Raw genomic sequence first — 22,932 nt, 5'->3', positions numbered from 1 at the left:
CGTCGCCGTTCCGGGATACTTGGGCTCTCCGTCCGCCGCGAAGGCCTCGCCGGTGGTCAAGAGCCTCTGGTCAGGAGGTACTGGACAGTGTCTCGGATGGTCGCCTCCACATCGCGAGTGGTCCAACCCAGGTCCTCACGTGCCTTCGCGCTGTCCGCGAAGTGGGTGCGCCCTAGCTCGGGGCGGATGCTCGCCAACTGCGGGTTCACGAGGGCCAGTGCCCGGATGACCGTGTTGGGCATGCGCCGCGTCGGCACGTTGGAGGCAGCGTCGGGGAAATCGCGCCGGACGATCTCTGCGACCCCCGAGTACCAGAGGAAGGTGCCCGACGCGAGGAGCCGCTGGCCCGCTGCCGCAGCGTTCTCCAACGCTCGGATGTGCAGCTCCGCGACGTCGCGGACGTCGACGATGTTCCAGCCGATGCGCGGTATTGCCGGCAACGCGCCGCTGACGAGGCGCCGCATGATGTCGATCGTGCCGGGCGCGGTCCGCGCTCCGATGGGTGGCCCCTGCATGAATGTCGGCAGGATCGCAGTCACCTCCATCCCGGTCGCCGCCGCGATGCTCCACGCGTCGCGCTCCGCGAGGATCTTCGAATCGGGGTACCGGTGATCGCGAGTGCCGACAGGCTCGGAACGAATGTCCTCGGTGGCGATCGTCGCCGAGTCCTGCGGCATCGCAGTCAACGCGGAGGACGTGACGACCACGCGTCGCGTCCCGGCATCCGCAGCCGCGATGAGCACGCGACGCGTGCCCTCGCGAGCGGTCGCAACGAGGTCCGCCTTCGCGTCGAGCGGGATCGGTGACGCCGGGTGAACAACGAACTCCGTGCCGGCTGCGGCCGCCGCCCAGCCCTCGTCCGCGAGAAGGTCCGCCGTGACGATCTCAAGCGCGGCCAGCCTGTCGGGTCCGACTCGCTCCCCGATCGACGTGAGCAGGAGCGACGCCTTGCCGACATCTCGAACGGTGGTCCGCACTCGATAGCCGCGCTCCAGTAGTCCGGCGATGACCCACCCCGCAAGGTAGCCGGTTCCCCCCCCGTGACGAGGACCCTCCGTGATTCCGTTGCGCTCATGTTGTTGCTCCTTCTATTCAATGAGTAACTCACTGAGTTTAGGGGCTATCGTAAACGCATGGCAAGAATGCAGGATGCCGTTGCCCGGCAGGGTTCGGCGGAAGCCGCGGAGCGGAAGTCGGAGATCATCAGCCTGCTCCTCGATGCTGCAGACGCATCGAGGACGATCGTGTCGGCGGCACTGCTCGAGTACGGCGTACCGGCCTCGGTGGGCGACGCACTCCGCATGATCGCGACGGCGACCGCGCCTCTCACGCCGCGAGAGATCGCGGCCCGACTCGGACGCGATCCCTCCACGCTCAGCCTCACGACAGACAAACTCGTCGAGGCCGGACTGGTCGAACGCTCATCGCATCCCACCGACGGCCGCAAGAGGACACTCATGCTCACAGACAACGGTGCCGAGCTCTGGCACACCCTCACGGAGCGCGTGCACGCCTCGGGAATGCTGAACGGATTGGACCCGGACGAACAGGCAGTTCTGCTCGTCCACCTCCGAAGGCTGCGCCTTCGCTGACTCAGCTCGCCTCACGCGGAACAAGACTCACGTACAGCTCGTGCACGCGATCCATCCCGTCCGCCTGATACCCGACGTCGAGCTTGAATGAGCCGACGACACGACCGTGATCGAGCGCCCAGGACTCGATGCCTCCGAATGAGTCGGCGATTGCCGACCGAGGACCAACATGGGTGAGATGGGCATACTCCCCCGCAGGGACGATCGTGTGCACGAACCCGTCGAGGTGATCTTCGAGGTCGACCAGTATCCCCACGACCTCGTGGTAGCGCCCATTGATGTAGGTGCTCGCCTCCGCGAAAGTCCCCTCGAGATCGGCGAACGCGGCCGCCCAGGCTTCGGGCACGGCAAACGCTAAATGCTCGAACGGTGCGAGCACGGGAATTCCGGCGACGACGAACGCCGGCCTCTCGAGTGTGGTGATCACAGCCTTCCCTTCTTCGGCGGGGTTCGGTATCGGTCAAAGATCCGCCCGCGTGATCTGTTCATGGCGGGTGCGTAGCACCCGCCATGAACAGACGCTAGGTACGCGTTACCGTGCAGATCGCGCCGTTGAGAACGAATCCGGTCGGCGTGCCGTTTCCTCCGGTCGAGGCGCCGCTCATGCCGAACGACGCGCTTCCCCCGGCGGGGATGGCGGCGTTCCACGACGGGCTGGTCGCGGTGACTGTCTCACCCGATTGCGTGGCGATTGCGTTCCACGCCGAGTTGAGGGTCTGGGTCCCGGGGAACGTGAATGTCAAAGACCATCCGTTGATCGCCGCGGATGAGGAGTTCACGATCGTGACGTTCGCGTTGAACGAGCTTCCCCAGTCGTCGAGGTGGTACTGAACACTGCATCCCCCGGGTGTCGACGTGGGAGTCGGCGTGGGAGGCGCGCTCTGCGTCGGCGTGGGGGACGCTGTCGGCGTGGCCGTGGGGGTTGGCGTCGCCGTCGGCGTCGGCGTAGCCGTCGGCGTGGCGGTCGGCGTCGGCGTGGATGTCGGCGTCGGCGTGGGCGTGCTCGTCGCCGTCGTCCCGCTCATCGCCGCCATGTGCTGGGCATGCGTCGCGAAGACCGAGAGGATCGAGTCCCCGTGAAGGATGCCGTACGTGCCGTCTTTGCCTGTGTTCTCATACCACCAGAAGGCGCTCGCATCGCCCTGGTTCTGTTCGATGGCCGAGTAGATCGCGGGCCAATACGTTGAGCGATGCGAGGAGTCGACGTTGAACTCGCCGAGGAACATCGGCTTCCCGACGACATTGTGCGCGTCGGAGATGTACTTCGCTACGAGCGCCGCGGTCTGATCGACGGACAGATTCGCCCAGTATTCCGTCGGGTAGATGTGCGCCGAGCAGAAATCGACGTAGGCGTTCGCGCACGTCGCGACGAACGGGACGCCGTTGTCGCTGCCGTATCCATACTCCGTTCCCTGACCCTCGATGCCCGTCGTGATCATGTGGTTCGGGTCGATCGCCTTGATGTGCGCGCCGACCGTGCTCACCCAGGCGTTGAAGGCAGTCCCCGTGGTGTTGTCGTTCGGGGTCTGGTTCTGATGGCGTGGTTCGTTCATCAGCTCCCAGGCGAAGATGGCCGGGTCGTTCTTGTACGCCACTCCGGTGTAGTGGTTGACGCGGTTGAGGGCATAGTCCACCTCGTAGAGGTAGTCGCTGAGGCAGCCGGCGCACTTCGAGGGGTCGAAGAACTGGCCGTTCGCCGGATCACCACTGGACATTCCGTTCCAGCTCAGAATCTGACCGATCCCCCCGTACGCCGACCAGTAGTTCTCGAAGGTCGGGATGACGCGGATGCCGTGCTGCGATGCCGAGTACAGGATGTAGTCGAACTCGGCCCACTGCTGCTCGTTCATGACGCCGCGGGTCGGCTCGAATCCATGCCAGCTCTCGTGCGAGAACATCCAGGTACGGACCAGGTTCACGCCGTCCGCCTGCATGTTCGCGAACTGCTGGTCGATCGCAGCCTTGTCCATGTACTGCGTCTCGGTGTCACCCGATCCAGAGCCGTAGGTGAACAGGTCGTACGAGTTGGCGCCGGCGAAATACGACACCTTTCCGGCGGTACAGAAGTGGATGCCACAGCGCGTGACAAACGTCGACGTGTCCGCATTCGCGGCACGCGGAATCGCCACCCAGAAGGCGACGATCAACGCGACGATGACGGCGATGCCGATCGTTCTGCGCCGCGTGAGCCGCGGATATGACTGGATCTTCATCCCTACCCTCTCTCTTCTTCGAGTTGGTCGGTTCATGCCGTGATAAAGGGAGCTTCTGCGCTCCCGCGACCGACCATGGGCGACGGTATTGAATAAAGCGCTTTAGCGCAAGAGCCTCCGGCTTCTTCCCCACCCGCCCAATGCCCCATTAAAGGCAGCCTCGAAATCCGCAAATGGGCGTGCGGATGCCACGTCCGGGCGATCGTCGCCGGGACGTGGCATCCGCCGTCTCAGTTGATGGTCAGGTTGTCGATGGCGAACGATCCCGCGTTCAGGTAGATGAGCACGTCGTGCACATCGGTGAGCGTGGAGGTGTCGCATCCGAAGGAGTCGATGGCCACGGTCTCATGCTGGCGGTCCGTGCCTGCAGGCACCCACGTCCACGGCGTCTGGCACCACGTCCAGCCCGAGCCGCTGCGCACGGCGACCGAGAAGGACGTGCCGGCCGCCTGCGTGGTCAGGTCGAACTGGATCGACGCGCGCGTGGTGAGATCCAGAGTCGGGCTGTCTGCGGGCGAGTCGAACCATGCACCGTTCGAAGCGATCTGCAGAGCCTGCGAGCCGTTCGTCGCGCCCGTCGCGCCGACGCTCAACGTGCCGGGATCGGACTGCCAGTTCGCGGGCGCCCAGCCGGCGAGCCCGTCCTCCCACGAGGCGAGGAGCACAGGGTCGCCGGGCCGCGGCCGCACGGTCACGGTCAGGTTCGCGGACGCCGTCCGCACGGCGTTGCCCACCGAGTACGAGAAGACCGCCTTGCCGGTGAAGCCGGCGGTCGGCGTGAACCGAACCGTGCCGCCCGTCGTGATCGCGAGTGATCCGCCCGGGGCGGTCGTCGATGTCTGGCGGCCTGGCGCGGACGGGTCGAGATCGAGGGTGCTCGCCTGAACGGGAAGCGTGAACGACACGTCGTTCGCGAGGAGGTCGACGTCCGCGGAGGTGTCCCTCTCGACCGTGGCGGCGTCGTTGTCGGCGATGACATCGAGGAGGGTCTTCGCGGCCGCGAGCCCTCCGGACACGAGCTTCGACTGGTCGGACATCAGAGTGCACACCGGGCTCGGGCAGTAGACCGTGTAGCCGTCGTAGTCGGAGTAGAGCGTGCCGTCATCCTGACGGGACGCCAACATCCAATACAGCGATCCGTCAACACCGGTCTGCCGGATGGTCTTCAGCCAATTGAAGTAGACAGGCATGCGCGTGGCCTTGTCGGCGATGCCGTACTCGCCGAGGTAGACCGGCTTGCCGATCTTCCGCGCAGCGGCCGCATGCGCAGCGATCCAGCCGTCGCCCCACGCTGCCGTGGTCTTCCAGCTGTCCGGGTAGAGGTGCATCGACATGAGGTCGATGTTCTTCAGTGACGCGAGGGCGACCGTATCGATGCCGTCCGCACCGTCCTGACCGAAGCCGGGACCGTAGCCGGACTGCCCGTACTGCGCGTCGAGGGTCCACTGGCTCTGCGGAAGATCGAAGAAGCCTTCGTCCCCCGCCGACAGCAGGTGGTTCCGGTCGATCGACTTCACATACGTGCTCATCTCGTCGGCCCATCCGGTGATAGTCGACGTGTTGCACGTGCCGTTCGGATACTTCCCCGCGCTGGTGCAGCGCGGCTCGTTCGCGAGCTCCCACGCCATGATCGTCGGGTCATCCTTGTACTTCACGCCCGTGATCGAGTTCGTGCGGTTCAGGAGGGTGGAGATCCAGGTCTTGAACCACGTCTTGATCGTCGCGTTGGTGTAGAAGTCGGCGTGGGTGGAGGTGCCGAGGCCCGCGGTCTGACCCCACTGGACGTACTGGTCCATGCCGCCGAAGTTGTTCCAGTTGTTGGTGAACGGGATGACCAGGCGGATGCCGCGCTTTCCGGCCTCCGCGATCGCGAAGTCGAGCTTCTGCAGGCCATCAGCGCTGCCGTTGACGACCGGCTTGCCCGCCGCGGAATCCCACGCCTGATACCAGACGCCCTCGAAGCTGCCCTGCACGGAGTTCGTGCCATCGGGGTTCTGGAAATCCTGGAATCCCCAGGTGCGGATCGTGTTCAGCCCCGCAGCTTTCGCGTCGTCCAGCACGTTGTCGACCATCGTGGACGACTTGTACCCCAGGTAGTAGTTGTTCGTCCCGGCGAACTCGTACGGCTTTCCGTCGAGCGTCAGGTGCGAGCCCTGCGCCTTCACGAACGACGCCGCGGGGGCAGGGCGTGGCGACTGCGCGGCTTGTGCTGGCGCCGAGACGGCGACCAGTCCGACGGCGGCAACGGCGATCGCCGTCGCCAACGCGGCAAGGCGCCGCGATTTCATGCTTGTCATCTTCGACCTCCATGGGGGGCTGGTCGGCGGTCGCCGATCCAGGTGCCGCGGTCGCGACGGGCGGAGCGCGGGCTCAGACCGTCGCGACCGAGACGAGTGTGTGCAGCGGATGCTGCGCGGCCAGGGTGTGCAGCGCCTGCGCGCCGTCGAGGCCTGTGCCGTGGGGCGCTTCGAATACCACCCCGGGGATCGCCTCCGCGAGCAGATCTTCGAAGCGGGACCGGATGAGATCGGAACGGAACACGCCGCCGATCGCGCTCACGCGGGCGGTGTCGTTGCCGGTGCGATCCGTGGCCTCGGCCGCCGTGTCAGCGACGGGGCCCTCGCCTACGCGGCGCAGGGCCGTCGCCGCGGACTGCGCGAGTTCACGCGCTGCGGCGAGGCAGATCCGCGCGGAGACGGAATCATGGCCTGCGAGGGCGACGACCTCCTGGGAGAACGATGCGACGACACGCACGCGGTCGGGGTCGCCCTGCAGCTGGACATACGCGTCAGCGAGGTCGGGCCACCGATCCTGGACGATCGCGGTCAGCGCGGTCTGCGCGCCGCGCCCGTCGTACGCGCGCATGACGGCGTCCAGGGCCTCCCGGCCGATCCAGTATCCGCTTCCCGCATCGCCCATGATGTTGCCCCATCCGTCGACGCGCGCCACGGCATCACGGCCGACACCGAGGGTCACCACCCCTGTCCCGGCGGCGACAACCGCACCGCGCTCGTTGCCGAGGGTGCCGAGGAACGAGGTCACTGAATCGTGGGCGAGCAGCACATCACGGGCGCCCGTCGCGTGCACGAGCCTGAGCAGACGGCGCGCATCCGCATCGGCGGAGGTGAGGCCGGAGACGCCGGCGGCGACAGAGTCCGGTGTCAGATGCGTCTCCTCCGCTGCGCGGCGGACCGTCTCGGCGAGTTGCGGCAACAGCGGCTCGTGGGTACGCACGCCGGGCTGGATCAGCTCTATCGGAGCCGCACCGGGCGTCGTCACACGCACCTTGGTGCCGGTCTGCCCGGCGTCGAGGGCGAAGAGGGTGCTGGCGGACGTCATGCGGCACCCGCCGCCCACGCCGCGTACTGCTCGGCCATGACCCGCGCCGCCGGCTTGCCATAGGGACAGTAGTCGTCGTTCGCCATCGCACCGGTTTCGTCGTAGAGGTCTGCCGGCCAATCCCACAGCATGAGGCCACCCACCCAAGGCCGGGCGCGCACCGCTGCGAACATCGCGCGATAGTAGGTCTCCTGCTCGGCTCCCGATGGCTCGCCGACGAGGTTCCAGTCGTTCGGCAGCCGGGCCGATCCCTCGCGCGAGGGGCATCCGGCCTCCATGAAGAAGAACGGCTTTCCCGAGGCTTCCACGACGCGTTCGATGCGATCGAGTTGTGTATCCCACGCGCCGATCGGGTAGTAGCCGCTCGAGGACACGATGTCCACCGCGTCCCACCACGTGACGTGGTCTTCCTGATATTTGTCGCAGTTGTACGTGATCGGGCCTGAGTAGACATCACGCACCTTCCGGATGAGCTCACGCCAGTGCGTTTCCTGGCCGTCGGAGCGCACCATCTCACAGCCGATGCAGAACATCTCGCAGCTCTCCGCCTCGGCGATGGCCGCCGCATTGAGGATGAAGCGCGTGTAGGACGCGAACCATTGGGTCCAGCTCGGCTCGCCCGGCACGTCCCAATCGAAGAACCCGATGAAGGCACGCCAGGTGCCGTCGGCGACGTTGACTACGGGCTTGAGACACACTTTCATCCCGCGCTCGTGCGCACCGCGGATCGCCCACACGATCTCGTCCTCGGTGACCGTCGGCGGCTGGTCGAACGGGATCTCCGTGGAGAACGGCGTCGCCTGCTCGGCCGCATAGGCGATCGCGGTCCACGTCACGGCATGCTCGGCCATCCGGTCGAGGGATGCCTCCGCCACGGGCGTCGCCCACGTGCCGCGGGTGCCCACCCAACCCCAGGTCATGCCGCAGACGGGTTCGCGCAACAGATCGATGGCGCTCATGCAGTCGTCACCAGCTGGTTGCCCGACCGCAGCACCTCGGGCCGGGCGACGTCCGTTGCGGCCAGCTCCTCGACGCCCGTCACACGGAACGTGTGGGACTCCCCCGGGAGGAGCGTCACGAGCCCGGAGTCGACGCGCGCGTCGGGTGCAACTCTGTCGATGAGCAGGGTGAGATCGCGGACGAGCCCGTCAGCGACCACCGTCACGTCGAACCCCTCGGCGGCAGGGACGACGACCACTGCCGTCTGCTGAGCCGGAAGCGCGCTGTCGCGGGGATCGGTGAAGAACCACTCTCCGCGCGCCCCGCCGAGTTCGGCCACGATCAGTTCGCACGACGCATCGACCGGAGCGGCGAGATCGACGGGAACCGTGACGGACGAGCGGGGGGATGCATCGACGACCGCCATCTGCGTCTCGAGAACCAAGCCGTCGTACGAGCGACGCGTGATCGTGAGCTGCCCGGCCCACGACGCGTCCGTGTCATTGCCGACCACGACGCGAAGCGCACCATCGGATGGCTGGATCGTCACGACGCGTGACGCGAAGGCGTTTCGGATGGCATGCAACAGGGGCTTCTCACGCCCGTAGCCGTCGATCGCCGCCCAGGAGGTGACCGGCCAGCAGTCGTTCAGCTGCCACACCACCGCTCCCGCGTTGTACGGGGCGAGCGACCGGAACCAGGACAGCGCGGTACCCACAGCGTTGGCCTGGTTCAGCTGCATGGCCCAGTGCCAGTTCTCCATGTCGTCAGGGATGCGGTAATGGGCGACGAGACCGGTGGCGAGCTTGGCATTGCCGTCGATCGCCTTCTGATGCACGATCATCCCGGGCGAGTCGGGCGTCATCGGGTCATCGCTGAGGGCCTGCGTGAGCGTCGTCCATGCCGGCGGGCCCTGCCAGCCGAATTCGGCGACGAAACGGGGCCGGTGGTCGCGGTAGGTCGCCCAGTCGAGCCGATTCCACTGCTCCCACAAGTGCGTGGTCCCATGGAGTTCGTCAGCCGGATGCTGGCCGCCCGGGCTGAACGGGCTTCCCGGGGCATAAGGAACCTGGGGCGCCAGCGCGCCGATCACCGCGGGGAACAGCTCGTAGTAGTAGTACGCGCCCCACGTCTTGCCGTCGAGCAGCGCCTTCCAGTTCCAGTCCTCGTAGCCCCAGAGGTTCTCGTTGTTCCCGGTGAACAGGGCAAGGGAGGCGTGATGCGCGATGCGCGCGACGTTCTCCCGCGCCTCTGCTTCGACCTCGCCGCGCAGCGGTTCTTCTTCGCTGTAAGCGGCGCAGGCGAACAGGAAATCCTGCCAGGTCAACAGGCCCAGCTCGTCGCACAGGTCGTAGAAGTCGTCCGTCTCGTAGATACCTCCCCCCCACACACGGATGAGGTTGAGGTTGGCTGCCTTCGCCTGCTCGAGGCGTTGCGCGTACCGGGCGCGGTCGATACGGGAGGGGAAGGCGTCATCGGGGATCCAGTTGACGCCCTTGACGTAGATCGGACGGTCGTTCACCACGAGTTCGAAGGGCGTGCCGGAGGCATCCGGTGCTGTGTTCCAGTGGAGCGTCCGGAAGCCCACGCGGCGTCGCGCCACGTCCTCGCCGAGCGAGACCGTGACGTCGTACAGCGGCTGGGCGCCATGACCGGTGGGCCACCACAGGTCGACCTTGTCGAGAGCGACAGTCAACGTTCCCTGATCCGCCTCCGCAGGGATCGTGATGTCGGCGCGCACGCCCGCTGCGTCGAGCGAGACGGATGCCGGGAAGGGGTCCGTGTCGTCCCGCTCGATGCGGACGGCGGCATCCACGCGTCCGCCCGTACCTTCGGGCGTCGCAACGACACGAGCCTCGGCCAGACGCACGCCCGACCAGGACTCCAGTCGCACGGCCCGCCAGACACCCGAGGTGGTCGTCGAGATGCCCCAGTCCCAGCCGAAGCTGCATGCCGATTTGCGGATCGAGTTGAAGGGGCTCGGGTAAGGGCGCGGCCGCGCGCCCAGCACGACGCTCTGGGTGTCGGCAGCGCGCACAGGGCTGCGGAACGCCACGGTGAGAACGTTGGCACCGACCTGCAGATGTCGCCGCACGTCGATCCGGTACGAACGGTGCTGGTTGGCGACCTCCGCCACCGTTGCCCCGTTCAGCAACACGGTCGCGACCGTGTCGAGGCCGTCGAAGACGAGGTCGTGCCGGGAGTGCGCGACGAGCTCCAGCGCGGTCAGGTCGAATACCGTCTCGTACGTCCAGTCGACGAGACCGATCCACGCAAGGAGCGACTCGTTGTCGTCGAGGTACGGATCGGGGATGATCCCCGCACGCAGGAGATCGAGGTGGACCACGCCAGGGACTTCTGCGGGGATCGCCGCCTCCAGCCGGGCGGCGAACGGCTGGGGAAGTTTGCCGCCAGCGGCACGTACGGTCCATCCGGTGGAGAGCGCGCGACCGGTGAGTGCCGGTGGGGCCGTGTTGATGATGGTGTCTGTCACTTGACTGCTCCTGCGACCAGGCCCTTGTAGATCCATCGCTGGAGGAACAGGAACGCGATCAGGGTCGGGATGATGACGAGGATGGTGCCCGCGGTGATGATCTCCCAGTGCGCCCCGAACGGTCCCTTGAACCGGTACAGCGAGGTGGAGATCATCCCCTCGGAGGGGAGATAGAGGGCGGGCAGGTAGTACTCGTTGTAGATCGCGATGCCCTTGATGATGATCACGGTCGCGATCGCCGGCTTCAGCAGCGGCAGAACGACGCGCCAATAGATCGTCCAGCGGTTGGCGCCGTCGATCATTGCCGCCTCGTCGAGGGACGTCGGGATCGAGGACATGAACTGCATGAAGATGTAGATCGAGACGATGTCGGTACCTGCGAACAGCAGCACGAGCGAGGCCTTCGTGTCGAAGAGCCCGATCCCGGCGATGATCTGGAAGGTCGCGACCTGGCTCGTGACGCTCGGGATGAGGGTGGCGATCAGGAACAGGGCCATCACGAGGCCGCGCCCGCGGAACTGGAACCGGTCGATCGCGTAGGCGGCCATGGTGCCGACGAGAATCGTGATCGCCAGGGAGATCACGAGCACGATCGTCGTGTTCACGAAGCCCTCGAGCATGCCACCTTGCCGGAACGCGATAGCGAAGTTCTCGAAGTTGAACCAATTGCTCGGAAGCGAGAGCGGCCCCGTGGTGGCGTACTCCTTGGGCGTCTTGAAGCTGGCGAACAGCACCACCGACAGCGGGACCAGGACAAGGAGGCAGGCGACGATGAGGGAGACGTATTTGACGAGTCCCCAGAACGCGCGCATCAGGACAGCTCCACTTTCTCGTCGGGGAAGACTCTTCGTTGGATCCAGGTCACGACGAGCACGATCGCCAGCAGGACCACGGCCATCGCTGAGGCGAGCCCGACCGCGTGGTACTGGAAGGCGGTCTGGAGGGTCTGGATGACGAACGTTGCGGTGCCGTTCGCTCCTCCGGTCATGATGAGGGGGATCTCGTACACCGACAGGCTGCCGGCGACGGCGAGGATGAAGGAGAGTCCGATGATCCGGCGGATGCCGGGGAAGATGAGCGACCAGAACTGCTGCCAGCGGTTCGCACCGTCCAGCTCGGCGGCCTCGTAGATCTCACCCGGGATCGATTGGATGGCGCCGAGGAAGAGCACGAAGTTCAGTCCGGTGAAACGCCACACCGACGTCGCGGTGAGCGAGAGATTCGCGATGGAGGCATCCCCGAGCCACTGTGGCGGGTGTTGCACACCGACCCAGGAGAGCACGGTGTCGAGCGTGCCGCCCGGCTGGAACAGGTAGAGGAAGACGAAGCCGATCGCGACGCCGTTGATGAGGTAGGGGAAGAAGATCACCCCGCGGAAGAAGCTCGAGAACCGCGTCTTGAAGCTCAGCAGCGCGGCGAAGTAGAGAGCGATCGCCATCTGCACGAACGAGCCCAAGAAGTAGTACAGGCTGACGAGGAACACGCCGAATACCGCAGGGTCAGTGAAGACCTCGACGTAGTTGTCGAAGCCGACGAATGTCTGCCGCGGGCTGATCCCGTTCCACTTGAGGAAGCTGTACCAGACCATGTTTACGGCCGGCAGGTAGGTCAGGAGAAGGAGCAGACCGACCGCCAGCAGGATGAAGAGGTACGGCGTGACGGCCGAGAGGAAACCGCGGCCGGCGGGGCCGCTCCCCCCGCGGCGTCGGCGACGCCTGCGGGGGGAGGCAGCCGGGCCGTGGAGACCGACGTCGGCTGCGCCGTGGAGAGGACCGGAGACTCCGATCGGGTCGGGACCCGTCGCGGTGACGGACATGTTCGCTCCTTGGAGACTCCGGTCCACTCGGACCGAGGGGGGGTTCGGGTATTACTTGGCGAGCTGCGCGACGGCAGCGCCCCACTGCTGGTTGAGCTGGGCGAAGAACGACGCCTTGTCGCCGGACGCCTGTCCACGCGCGGTGTCGATGAGCTTCTGGCGGTAGATGTTGCCCCAGATGTCGACCTTCGACGCGTCAGCGACGTTGTTCAGCAGACCGGCCTCGCTCGACGGCGCGGGCACGTTCTCGAAGAGTTCGACACCGGCCGTCTTGAGGGACGACAGGTTGGCGGGAAGCTCCTTGACAGCCTTCGACGGCGAGATCATGCCCTGCGAGAGCGCGAAGTCGCTGTCGTTCACGAGCCACTCGACCCATGCGCGGGCGGCAGCCTGGTTCTTCGAGTGGACGTTGATCGCCATGCGCTTGTCGCCGCCGATCTTCGAGTACTGCTTGCCGTCGATGTTCGTGGGGAACGCCATGAACGCGATGTCCTTCGGATCCGCCCCTGCGGCGGTCGCGGCAGCCTGGAACTGCGAGACGGCCCACGAGCCGAGGACCATCGTCGCGATCTTGCCGGTCGCGAAGTCGCTCTTGGACTGCTCCCAGTTCGTGGTCAGCGGGTCGGACTCGCTCAGACCGTCGTGAACGATGTCATAGAGCAGGCCGTCCCCGATGGCCGCGGGCTTGCCCGAGTCCCACGGGCTCTTGTCCTTGGCGAGCTTGTTCTCGAACTGACCGCTTCCGGCGATGCCCGCCCACTGGTCGGTCCACTGCCCGGCGAGCGGCCAGCCGTCCTTGTAGTTCGTGTAGTACGGCGTCGCGGTGGTCTTCTCCTTGATCAGCTTCAGGTCGCTGAGGAAGTCGTTCGGCGTGGTCGGCAGCTTGGTGATGCCGGCCTTGTCCCACACGGCCTTGTTGTACAGGACACCGGCCGCGTTGCCACCGATCGCGAGACCGTAGACCTTGCCGTCCACGGCCTTGTCCGCGACGAAGCGGTAGTTCTTCTCCACGTCGGACAGCGATCCGAACGGCTGGAAGAAGTCTGCGAACTGGTCCGTGCCGACCGCGTCCGGGATCAGGAGCGCGTCTCCGTACCCGTTCGGCGTCGACATGAGCGTCTTGACGTCGTCCTCGTAGTTCGTGTGCGCCTCGACAGTCACCTTGACGTCGGGGTACTTCTGGTTGAACTCCTTGACGTAGCGGTCCCACGTGCCGTCGGTCTTCAGGTCCGTACGGTTGGTGAGGAACTTGATCGAGCCGGAGGGCTTGCCCGACGAGCTGCTGGTGTCGCCCGAACTTCCCGAGCAGCCCGCGAGGGCCAGCGCCGAGATCGCTGCGACCGCAGCAAGGCCGATCAATGCCTTGCGTGTTGCCATGTGATTACTCCCTTGTAGATGTGCCCCGCATCCAGGCGGGGCGTCCCGCCGTTGGGGTTCGATCGAGAACGCTAATCGGGATCCACCGAAAAGTAAAGCGCTTTATGTCAAGCTTGTCCAATCGTGTCCGACAGGAGAGGTGCTGACAAATTATGCTTTTGATCTGGGTATTACCGGCTCTTATGACACATCCACCGCTGCGGATGTCTCTCAAATGTCCTGCGTGGTCATCCGCCTGCGGGTGCTTGGGCGACTAGGTTGGTCCGATCATGAGCGCACTACATCGAGCCACCCTTCAGGACGTCGCACGGCTCGCCAACGTGAGCCCCAAGACGGTCTCCCGAGTGTTCGCGCATCGCGAGCAGGTCGCTCCGGCGACTGTTGAGCGCGTCCTGTCTGCAGCCAAGCGGCTGCGATTCCGCCCGAACACCCTCGCCCGCACCCTCCGGCATGGTGGCGTCGCCACGACGGTCGGACTTCTGATGGGCGACCTGGGCAATCCGTTCTATTACACGATCGCCGCGGGTGTCGAACGTGCACTCGCCGACCGAGGACTCACCCTGATCGTCGCGACGACGGATGACTCCGAAGAGGGCGAAGAGCGTGTCGCCGATACCCTGCTCGCCCAACGAGTGGGCGCGCTGCTTCTCATTCCTGTCGGTCCGGACCAGTCCTATCTCGAGGGTGAGCGCCAGCTCGGCACCGCGGTGGTGGCGATCGATCGCCCCGCGCGCAATCTCGTCGCCGACTCCGTCGTCTTGCGCAATCGCGAGGGGGCGAAGGAGGCCACCCGCTCACTCATCGCACACGGTCATCGACGCATCGCCTACCTGTGCAATCCCGCATCCGTGTACACGCAGATGGAGCGATGCGCCGGCTACCGTGACGCCCTTACGAGCGCCGGGATCCCTGCAGACGGCCGCTACGAGAGTCTCGTCGACGACATGACGGTGCCGGCCGAAGAGACCGCGCGCGCGATGCTCGCCCAGCCCGACCCCCCTACGGCGATCGTTGCGGGAAACAACCGCATGTGCATCGGCGTGCTTCGCGTCATCCGTGAACTCGCAAACCCACCCGCCCTCATCGGATTCGACGACTTCGACACCGCCGACATCCTGGGCGTGAGCGTTGTCAGCCATGACCCCGCAGAAATGGGACGGCGCGCCGCGGAGCTCGCGATCGATCGGATGTCTGATCTCGGCGGTTTCACGACGCAGCTCGAGGTACCGACACACCTTGTCTTGCGCGGCAGCGGCGAGCGGCCCCCCGCTTGAGTGGGATGCTCACTCCGGCGCGGGCCCGGTCGATGCGCGGACCTGGATGCTGGGTGTCGAGTCCAGGTGCGGCGCAGGCGCGGCCCCCTCGATGACGTCGAACAGTCGACGTGTCGCGTGCGCGCCGAACGCCACTACGTCGTGGCTGAGCGCGGTGAGCGTCGGAAACGTATGGGCGCACAGCACGGAGTCGTCCCAGGCGATCATCGACACGTCCTCCGGCACTGAGAGACCGCGCTCCAGCGCGACTGACAGCCCTGCAACGGCCATGATGTCGTTGTCGAAAATGAACGCCGTGGGCCGGTCCGGGGAGTCCAGCGCCGAGCGCGTCGCGGCCGCCCCGCTCTCGGCGGAGTAGTCGGTCCGCATCAGCACCGGCTGCAGACCCCGTGCGCGCATCTCCGCAGCGAACGCGTCGTCGCGGATGCGGGTATGCGCGAGCGCGGCAAGGCCTGATACGCGAGCGATGCGCCGGTGACCCAGCCCCGCGAGGTACCGCACGGCCTCCCGCATCGAGGTGGCGTCATCCGTCCACACCGTGGTGAGACCCGGGGCGACCGACGGGTCGCCCACGGCAACGGCGGGAAGCGAACCGTCCAACGCGAACAGTCCGACGCGCGGGTCGTCAACGCGCAGATCGACGAGCAAGACCCCGTCCACTCGATGCGAACGGCCCCACCCGCGCAAGGTCGCCAGCTCACGGTCGCCGTCGGGGACGACTTGCAGGAGCAGTCCATATCCGCGCCGCGACAGCTCGGTCTCCATGCCCGCAAGGAACTGCATGTAGAACGACTCGACGCCGAGATTGTGCGGATCCCGCGCCAGCACGAGGCCGACGGTATCGGTCTTCGCCTCGGCGAGCGACCTCGCAGCACTGGCAGGAGCCCATCCCAGTTCGTCGGCGACGGCGAGCACGCGCTCCCGCGTCTTCTCCGAGACTCCCTTCCGGCCGTTCAGGGCAAAGGACACGGCGCCGATCGACACACCGGCCCGTTCAGCGATGTCCGTGATCGTGACGCGCCCGGTAGATCGGCGATGCGAAGTGCTCACCCCGGAATCATTTCACGAGCGTATTAACCACGCGCGCTAAAGCGGTTAAGCTATCTCCGCCGCACACCACGACCTGAAGGCCAACGTGTTTCTCGAACTCACCAACACCCCCCGCGACTACGCGTGGGGTTCCGCGACAGGGATCGCGGCCTTCCTCGGCCGACCCGCGCAAGGCGGCCCGGAGGCCGAACTCTGGTTCGGCACACATCCCGGATCCCCCGCTCGCATTGTCCGGACCGTGCCGCCCACGTCGGGCGTCGCGACCCTCGCCCAGTGGGTGGCCGAGAACCCCGCCCAAGCATCGGGGAACGCACGCGACACCACCCTGCCGATCCTGCTGAAGATCCTCGCCGCGGACAGTCCGCTCTCCCTGCAGGTGCACCCGACGCCATCGCAGGCGGCCGCGGGCTTCGCCGCGGAAGAGGCCAGCGGTATCCCCCGCGATGACCCCGCGCGCAATTATCGCGACCCGTACTCGAAGCCGGAGATCATCGTCTCCGTGAGCGATCGCTTCGAGGCACTGTCGGGCTTTCGCCCAGCGCACGAAGTAGCGGAGTTGATGGCCGACCTCGACGTCAACTCCATCGACGACGCGCAGCCGCTTCGAACTCTTCTCGCCGACCCGACGCGCGTCATCGACGCCCTCACATGGCTCCTCAGCGGCGACCCCCGGGTATCCGCCTGCGTTGCCGGCATCACCGCGTTCGCAGAGACCCCCGTGGCAGCATCCACCCCCCTTGCATCAACCTATGCAACGATCACCGAGCTCGCAGCGCACTACCCTCAGGACGCCGGCGTCATCGTGGCCGCCCTCATGAACCGAGTGAGCCTGCGCCGCGGAGAGTGCCTCTATGCACCGGCCGGGGTCCTCCATGCCTACCTCAACGGCGTCGGGATCGAGCTCATGACCGCGAGCGACAATGTCGTCCGGGGCGGCCTCACCCCGAAACACATCGACACTCCGGAACTGACCCAGCTCCTCTCGAGCGCCCAGGGGCCGGCCCACCTTCTCGATCCGATCGGAATCGGCCCCGGGGCGACCTCGTACAGGCCTCCCGCCCCGTTCAAGCTCGACCTGTTCGAACCCGGTCGCGCTTCGATTGCCACCTCCGTACTCAGGCCTGCTATCGCCCTCGTGGACGGGGCTGAGATATGCCTCGAATCGGACGACGCCGCAATCACCCTCACTCGGGGTGGGGCTGCATTCATCCCCGCCAACACCGGCATCCTCCACATCAGCGGGCGCGGGCGCGTCTGGATCGCCAGCGCGCTCTGAGTGACGACGCGCGTGCGAGCAGTTTCGTCACGCCGCGATGAGCACCGCCTTGCTGGCGGCGGGGGCAGTCAGCGACAACGCCTCCTGTGGGATTCTCGCCCCCGCAACCAGCAGGTCGCTGACATCCCCAACGAGACATGGCTCACCAAGCCACATGGACAAGGCGACCGCAGACTGGCACTCGACCGCCATTCCTGGCCGACGAGCGCATCGCGACGCGGTTCCCGGCCGGCCTCTCGCGCGTGCTCGCCGCTCGCGTGATAGGTCCGTGCGCACTGACGCCGCGCGTTCGACTACTCCCCGAGCGCACCCACCTGGCGCCAGCCTGTCGATTCTTCCCGCGGGCCGGGTTGGCGGTTTCCCTTTCTGGCGAGCCAGAGAAGGAGGAGCAGGGGCAGGATGACGGCAATCACGTTCGAGCCTCGCCAGCCCAATGTGAGGAAGGCGGCGCTGGCTGCGAAGGATACGATCACCGCTGTCGCGCTGCCGACGCCTTCGGTGATGGCTTGTAGACGTCCCCCGCGTCCGGGCGGGTAGCAGGAAACCAGGTATGACGTTCCCGCGACGAAGAGAAAGTTCCAGCCCAGACCGTTCAGCCCGAGTGCGAGGAGCAGTTGTGCGAAGCTCTCGCCGGACATTCCGATGATTCCTCCACTCGCGAGGATGAGGGTGCCCAGGATGGCGATCGCGCGGCGTCCCCATCGCCCGAGTAGGAGCCCGGAGAACAGTGATGGGGCGAACATGCCGACCATGTGCCATTGGATTACCGCCGCGCTGGCCGTCGGCGGGTATTGCGCGTGGACGCTTTCGAGTGGACCGATGGCCATGACGAGCGTCATCACGGTTCCGGCGATAGCTAGCGTCGCGAGGGCCGTGATGAAGTCTCGTGGCCGTTCGACCTCGCGCAAGCGGAGCGGTGGCGCTGGGTGGTGCCTATGCGCGCTGTTCTTTCGTGGCCTTCGGTGCCGCCGCTCCACTGGAACGATGGCGGCGAGGATGGGAACGCTGGCGAAACTCAGGACGGCGACCACGAGATACGACCCTGTGTACAACGAGCCGAACATGCTCATTGTGCTGGTTGCCACCCACGGACCGGCGATGGCAGCGAGCAGCCCGCCAGCGAGAATGAGCGACATGGCCCTATCCCGTCGGCCGGCGCTGGCCAGGTCCGCTCCCATCAGGCGGATATATCCGCCCGTCGCGCGGTACGTCCCAACCAGCCCCGTCCCGGCGCACAAGAGCCAGAATCCTCCGCCGGAGACCGCCCACGCACACACCAACGCGCCGCCGGCGCCCATAACTGCTCCACCGATCATGACCGGCGTATATCCGATCCGTCCTGCGACGAGGCCCGCAAGCACGGCGCAGATTGCGCCGACGAGAGTCATGAACGCTAGCGGGAGCGTTGCCAAGGCTGGCGACGGCGCGAGGCTCAGTCCCACCAATGCCGTGAGGGTCAGGTCAACGCTCACCGTCGCGTAGTACAACGCCTGGCACCCGAGGAGTCCCCACGTCGACCACTCCGTCTGTCGGCGTCGGCTGGCCGGCCGCCGACTTCGTCGGACGGACCTATCGAGAGTGGGGCCAGGGCTCGTGGTCATGTTTCCTCGTCTTGTCGGCGGGTGGAAGTCCTGCTCACACCCTCACAGGGCACGGCAGATGCCACGAGTGGCAAGATTGCCAGCATGCACAAGGATTCAGCCACACCTCGACGTATCGCTGTCGTTGCACCCGAGCGAGTCGTGGCGTTCGACTTCACGATCCCGTTTGAGGTCTTCAGCCGTCCTGAGTTATGTGGGGCATTCGACGTGGTCGGATGCGCCGAGCGCCCAGGAGTTGTAACGACAACGACGAGCATCGGCCTCTGCGTTGACGCGGACCTGTCTGCCGTCGTCGAAGCTCACGCGGTCATCGTGCCGGGCTTCGACCTGGCGGCGCGTCAACCCGAGTCGCTGCTTCGAGCGCTGACCGCCGCGCACGAACGAGGAGCGCTCATAGCCTCCATCTGCACAGGCGCCTTCATCCTGGCTGCTGCGGGTTTGCTCGACGGGCGCACCGCAACCACCCACTGGCAGCGCACAGCACAGCTAGCGACGGAATACCCGAACGTCATCGTCGACCCCAACGTCCTCTATACAGAGCAGGACGGGGTCTTCACCAGCGCAGGCGTCACTGCCGGCGTTGACCTATGCCTCCACATGCTCGAGAGGGATCTCGGAGCACAGTCGGCGCTCGAGGTCGCCAGAAGTCTCGTCATGCCGCGACACCGAATGGGCGGCCAGGCGCAATACCGGCCAGCACCCCTCATAAGCGCGAGCGGACCGGTCGCCGCGGCGCTGCGGCGAGTTGCCGTGACCGTGGGCGAGGTACGGAGCGTGTCAGAACTCGCACGAAAGGCGAATGTCTCGGTGAGATCCCTACACCGGCACTGTCTCGAGCTGACCGGATATTCGCCAGGCGAGTGGCTTGCTCGCGAGAAGATCTCGCTCGCGTGCCGCCTGCTCGAGGACCCAACGCTCAGCGTCGACGAGGTAGCGATGCGAGCAGGCCTTGGTACCGCCTCCAACCTACGGCTCAGATTCGCATCCGTCCTGGGCGTCACGCCCACCGCATACCGTCGGGCTTTCGCTCCACTACCAGCCGGAACGGGATGACATTTTCCTTGCTCCAGACACCCTCGGTCTCCCGGAGGGGTGAGGATCCCCTAAAATCAATGTGAAGGCTAACGGCATTAGCCTTCGTGGCGCTGAACGATCGAGGAGCAGAGAATGGCACGTGGGAGTATCTTGACGCGGCAGACTACCGCTGTCTTCTGGTTCCTATCCGGCGCGTCTTTCGTCGTCTATCCTGTGGTCCGACCGTTCTCGGATGAGACAGGGTTGAGTGGTGCTGATGCGTTCGCATCGCCGTGGTGGCTCGTGGCACACCTCTGTGCGATCGCGGCGTTTTCGTGCTTGCTCGTCGCGGTGACGGGCACATATTCGACGGCGCCCGCACGCACCCGGGCGGCGCAGGTTGCGTGGGTGCTCCAAACACTCGGGATCTGCCTCATCCTGCCCTTCTACGGCGCTGAAGCGTACGGGCTCCACACGCTGGGACAGGCGGCAGTGTCCGTGGGCGAGCCGAACGCGACCTTCCTCATAGGGCTTGCGTCGGGAGTGCGAGGCGGGGCCGGGCTCCTGGTCTTTCTCGCTGGAGCTCTAGCACTGGGCGTGGGTGCAGTCCTTGGCGTGGGTGCAACCAAACCGATGACATTCCGCCGGTGGGGCGCCATCGTTCTCGGACTGGCCGAAATCCTCCTCGTGCCTCAATTCTTCGTAGACCAGCCGCTCAGGATCACGCACGGTGTGCTCTTCCTCCTCGGTGCGATTCTCTACGGAGTCGCGCTCAGACGGGAACAGCCCGCCCACGCGATGGAGCCTGTGCGAGCCTGGCCCCGCGTTCGGTCCGATCGGACTCCCCCGTCAACATAGGCGCACACGTCGACGCGTCGGCGTGCCCATCGTCGAAGGTAGCGACTCACTCGCCGTTCAATGCTGCCTTGCTGAGGCCTGTCGTGAACGGTCCGTCCAGCGGGTAGCCTGATCGCGCGACTGGCGTGGCCGGGTGTACCGGCAGGGAGCGCGTGACCGGTATCGACCGCCTGGGTACCCATCTACTTCGACGAGATGGGACGCGAATTGCGCTACGGAATGAATCCACACCAGGCGGCCGACCTGATTTCCGGCGGGCCGACAGTGTTGAACGGTGACGCCTCACTGATCAACTATCTCGATGCACTAAATGCGTTCGCGCTTGCGAGCGAAGCCGAAGCCCTGACGGGCCGCGCGGCCGCTGCCTCGTTCAAACATGTTTCACCCGCTGGTGCTGCGGTCGCGGGCCGCATCGACGAGACGACCGCTGAGACCTGCGGGGTCGCCGAGATGTCCGAGGACACACCGCTGTCCGCGTACCTACGCGCCCGCGACGCCGATCCGAAGTCGTCGTTCGGTGACGTGGTGGCGCTTTCACGGCCCGTGGACCTGCAAACCGCGATGTTCCTGCGGACAGTGATCTGTGATGCCGTGATAGCGCCCGGATTCGAGCCGGGTGCGCTCGCGCAGTTGCGCCGGAAGAAGTCGGGGCGGTTTCTGGTGTTCGAGGCGCACTCGATCGCGCAACTACCCGTGCGTGAGCGACGAGACGTGCTCGGGGTGACGATTGAGCAGGACCGTGACGCTGCAGACCTCGCCGCCGCGCTCCCGGCAGATCCTCCACTCGACGCCGGAACGCGCATGGACGCACTGCTCGGCATGGTCGTCTCCCGGTACACGCAGTCCAACTCGGTTGCGCTCATCAAGGACGGCACCACGATCGGTATCGGCGCTGGGCAGCAGAATCGCGTTGACTGTATCCGCCTGGCCGGAGCCAAGGCGCGCGTCTGGTGGCTACGCCGGCATCCGTGCGTGCGTGGCCTTCCCGAAGTACCGGGCATGCAGCGGCAGGACAGGTTGAACTGGCAGATGCGTTTCGCTGGCCGAGAAATGACCCGTGGTCAACTCGACGACTTCGGCCGGCAGTTCGGTTCGGAAGCCCGAGCCCTGTACGACGAAGCGGACTGGCGCGAAACCTGGTTGGAGGGTCTGAACGGTGTGACGCTCGTCTCAGACGGCTCCCTGCCGTTCAGAGACAACGTCGAACACGCTGCCGAAGCCGGCGTCGCGACGATTATTGAGCCCGGCGGCTCACTCCGTACCAACGATGTGGTGAACGCCGCGCTCGAGCACGGCATCACCCATGTGCAGACGGGCCTGCGGCTATTCCACCACTGATCCCTGCCATCCCGCCGACCCGCTGACGATCAGGGGTGGTGCCGACGAACGCCGCGGGAGGCGATGTAATCATGTGCGTACCGAGGTGTGTGCAGTCGCACCTCACCAACATCGGCAAGCTGCCGGCGAGCGGCACCACGTTCGCGACCCGATTCACCTCATTGATGTAGTGCAACGAGTTCATCTTGAACACTATGAGGTCGGTCGCGAAGAAGATTGCTCCCTCATTGTGGAACTGCTTGGCAGCCTCCTCGGGCGGCAGAACCGGGATTCGCTCCGCGCGTAGTGCCTCCGCACAGCTCTTGACCCGCCAAACCGGCTTTGTCCGCCGGTGCTCGGCACCGTTCAAGGGGGCGGCGAAGGCGTTGGAACCGTAGCAGGAGCCGTTGTCGGGCGATGATCCGCTCGCGTTTCATGATCCCGTGCTTGGTGAACCAGTCGACCAGCCCGGGTTAAGCACGCGATGGCGGTGGCCGCCTGATCGTTCCCGAGCGACTCGGCGTGCGCCAGGCGCGTCGGCCCGTCGATCGCGGAATGCAGGTAGGCGTACCTGGCGCGAGCCGCGCAGGATTTTGCGCGTACCCGGCCCGGGCCGCTTGGCTGTTGTTGCGTGGACGCGCCATCCGCCGCCGCCGGGGATGCGTACGTTCTTCACGTCCAGGTAGGCCACGTGCCCGGGATGCTTGGCGGTGATCGTCTTGACCTCGCGGCTCGTCTCCTTGCGGATCGATGAACGGCCGGCGGTTCAACC

Annotated in this window: 17 protein-coding genes and 1 riboswitch; of the genes, 5 read left to right on the top strand and 12 right to left on the bottom strand. The window is 66.0% G+C overall.

The annotated features are described in order from the left end of the window. Nucleotides 1-56 precede the first annotated feature (56 nt). Entirely contained in the window at nt 57-1,061 is a 1,005-nt protein-coding gene (locus QSV35_RS05185) for an NAD-dependent epimerase/dehydratase family protein (RefSeq protein WP_286287823.1), read from the bottom strand. Nucleotides 1,062-1,133: 72 nt separating this feature from the next. Between QSV35_RS05185 and QSV35_RS05180 the strand changes: the two genes are divergently transcribed. Further along, nucleotides 1,134-1,592, top strand: coding sequence for a MarR family winged helix-turn-helix transcriptional regulator (locus tag QSV35_RS05180; RefSeq protein WP_286287364.1), 459 nt, complete (start codon nt 1,134-1,136; stop codon nt 1,590-1,592). A gap of 1 nt (nt 1,593) precedes the next feature. Here QSV35_RS05180 and QSV35_RS05175 read toward each other — a convergent pair whose 3' ends face one another. The 9 genes from QSV35_RS05175 to QSV35_RS05135 form a co-directional block, all read right to left on the bottom strand. Beyond that, nucleotides 1,594-2,019: a GyrI-like domain-containing protein gene (locus QSV35_RS05175; protein ID WP_286287362.1), complete on the bottom strand. Its 426-nt coding sequence runs from the start codon at nt 2,017-2,019 to the stop codon at nt 1,594-1,596. A gap of 94 nt (nt 2,020-2,113) precedes the next feature. Further along, on the bottom strand, nt 2,114-3,805 hold the full coding sequence (locus tag QSV35_RS05170; RefSeq protein WP_286287360.1) for a cellulose binding domain-containing protein: 1,692 nt from the start codon (nt 3,803-3,805) through the stop codon (nt 2,114-2,116). Between the two features lie 230 nt (nt 3,806-4,035). Next, a complete protein-coding gene (locus QSV35_RS05165; RefSeq protein WP_286287358.1) occupies nt 4,036-6,102 on the bottom strand; it encodes a cellulase family glycosylhydrolase in 2,067 nt (688 codons plus the stop codon). 73 nt (nt 6,103-6,175) lie between these two features. Next, nucleotides 6,176-7,144, bottom strand: coding sequence for an N-acetylglucosamine kinase (locus QSV35_RS05160; protein WP_286287356.1), 969 nt, complete (start codon nt 7,142-7,144; stop codon nt 6,176-6,178). After that, nucleotides 7,141-8,103 (bottom strand): glycoside hydrolase family 113, encoded by a 963-nt coding sequence (locus tag QSV35_RS05155; protein WP_286287354.1) that lies wholly within the window; start codon nt 8,101-8,103, stop codon nt 7,141-7,143. The genes QSV35_RS05160 and QSV35_RS05155 overlap by 4 nt, the downstream gene beginning before the upstream one ends. Continuing rightward, a complete protein-coding gene (locus tag QSV35_RS05150; protein WP_286287352.1) occupies nt 8,100-10,577 on the bottom strand; it encodes a glycoside hydrolase family 2 protein in 2,478 nt (825 codons plus the stop codon). The genes QSV35_RS05155 and QSV35_RS05150 overlap by 4 nt, the downstream gene beginning before the upstream one ends. Continuing rightward, the gene (locus QSV35_RS05145) at nt 10,574-11,389 is read right to left on the bottom strand and encodes a carbohydrate ABC transporter permease (RefSeq protein ID WP_286287350.1); all 816 of its coding nucleotides are present in this window, start codon (nt 11,387-11,389) and stop codon (nt 10,574-10,576) included. The genes QSV35_RS05150 and QSV35_RS05145 overlap by 4 nt, the downstream gene beginning before the upstream one ends. After that, nucleotides 11,389-12,393, bottom strand: a complete 1,005-nt coding sequence (locus QSV35_RS05140) for a carbohydrate ABC transporter permease (protein WP_286287349.1) — start codon at nt 12,391-12,393, stop codon at nt 11,389-11,391. The genes QSV35_RS05145 and QSV35_RS05140 overlap by 1 nt, the downstream gene beginning before the upstream one ends. Before the next feature lie 51 nt (nt 12,394-12,444). Beyond that, the gene (locus QSV35_RS05135; protein WP_286287346.1) at nt 12,445-13,770 is read right to left on the bottom strand and encodes an ABC transporter substrate-binding protein; all 1,326 of its coding nucleotides are present in this window, start codon (nt 13,768-13,770) and stop codon (nt 12,445-12,447) included. 269 nt (nt 13,771-14,039) lie between these two features. Between QSV35_RS05135 and QSV35_RS05130 the strand changes: the two genes are divergently transcribed. After that, the gene (locus QSV35_RS05130; RefSeq protein WP_286287344.1) at nt 14,040-15,044 is read left to right on the top strand and encodes a LacI family DNA-binding transcriptional regulator; all 1,005 of its coding nucleotides are present in this window, start codon (nt 14,040-14,042) and stop codon (nt 15,042-15,044) included. 9 nt (nt 15,045-15,053) lie between these two features. On the opposite strand, the gene QSV35_RS05125 is transcribed toward QSV35_RS05130, so the two are convergent. Next, nucleotides 15,054-16,094, bottom strand: a complete 1,041-nt coding sequence (locus QSV35_RS05125) for a LacI family DNA-binding transcriptional regulator (protein ID WP_286287342.1) — start codon at nt 16,092-16,094, stop codon at nt 15,054-15,056. Between the two features lie 85 nt (nt 16,095-16,179). On the opposite strand from QSV35_RS05125, the gene manA reads away from it, so the two are divergent. Beyond that, a complete protein-coding gene (gene manA, locus QSV35_RS05120; protein ID WP_286287341.1) occupies nt 16,180-17,370 on the top strand; it encodes a mannose-6-phosphate isomerase, class I in 1,191 nt (396 codons plus the stop codon). 293 nt (nt 17,371-17,663) lie between these two features. Here manA and QSV35_RS05115 read toward each other — a convergent pair whose 3' ends face one another. Continuing rightward, nucleotides 17,664-18,971 (bottom strand): MFS transporter, encoded by a 1,308-nt coding sequence (locus QSV35_RS05115; RefSeq protein ID WP_286287339.1) that lies wholly within the window; start codon nt 18,969-18,971, stop codon nt 17,664-17,666. 84 nt (nt 18,972-19,055) lie between these two features. Between QSV35_RS05115 and QSV35_RS05110 the strand changes: the two genes are divergently transcribed. Beyond that, nucleotides 19,056-20,024, top strand: coding sequence for a GlxA family transcriptional regulator (locus QSV35_RS05110; protein ID WP_286287822.1), 969 nt, complete (start codon nt 19,056-19,058; stop codon nt 20,022-20,024). Between the two features lie 925 nt (nt 20,025-20,949). Beyond that, a riboswitch (ZMP/ZTP riboswitch) is annotated at nt 20,950-21,026 on the top strand. A 12-nt stretch (nt 21,027-21,038) separates the two neighbouring features. Continuing rightward, nucleotides 21,039-22,181: a hypothetical protein gene (locus QSV35_RS05105; protein ID WP_286287337.1), complete on the top strand. Its 1,143-nt coding sequence runs from the start codon at nt 21,039-21,041 to the stop codon at nt 22,179-22,181. The last annotated feature ends 751 nt before the right edge of the window (nt 22,182-22,932 follow it).

Origin of the sequence: Microbacterium candidum, assembly GCF_030315975.1 — a bacterium.
GTDB lineage: Bacteria > Actinomycetota > Actinomycetes > Actinomycetales > Microbacteriaceae > Microbacterium > Microbacterium candidum.
Note: the sequence above shows the minus strand (reverse complement) of the source record. Positions and strands in the feature narration are given on the sequence as shown.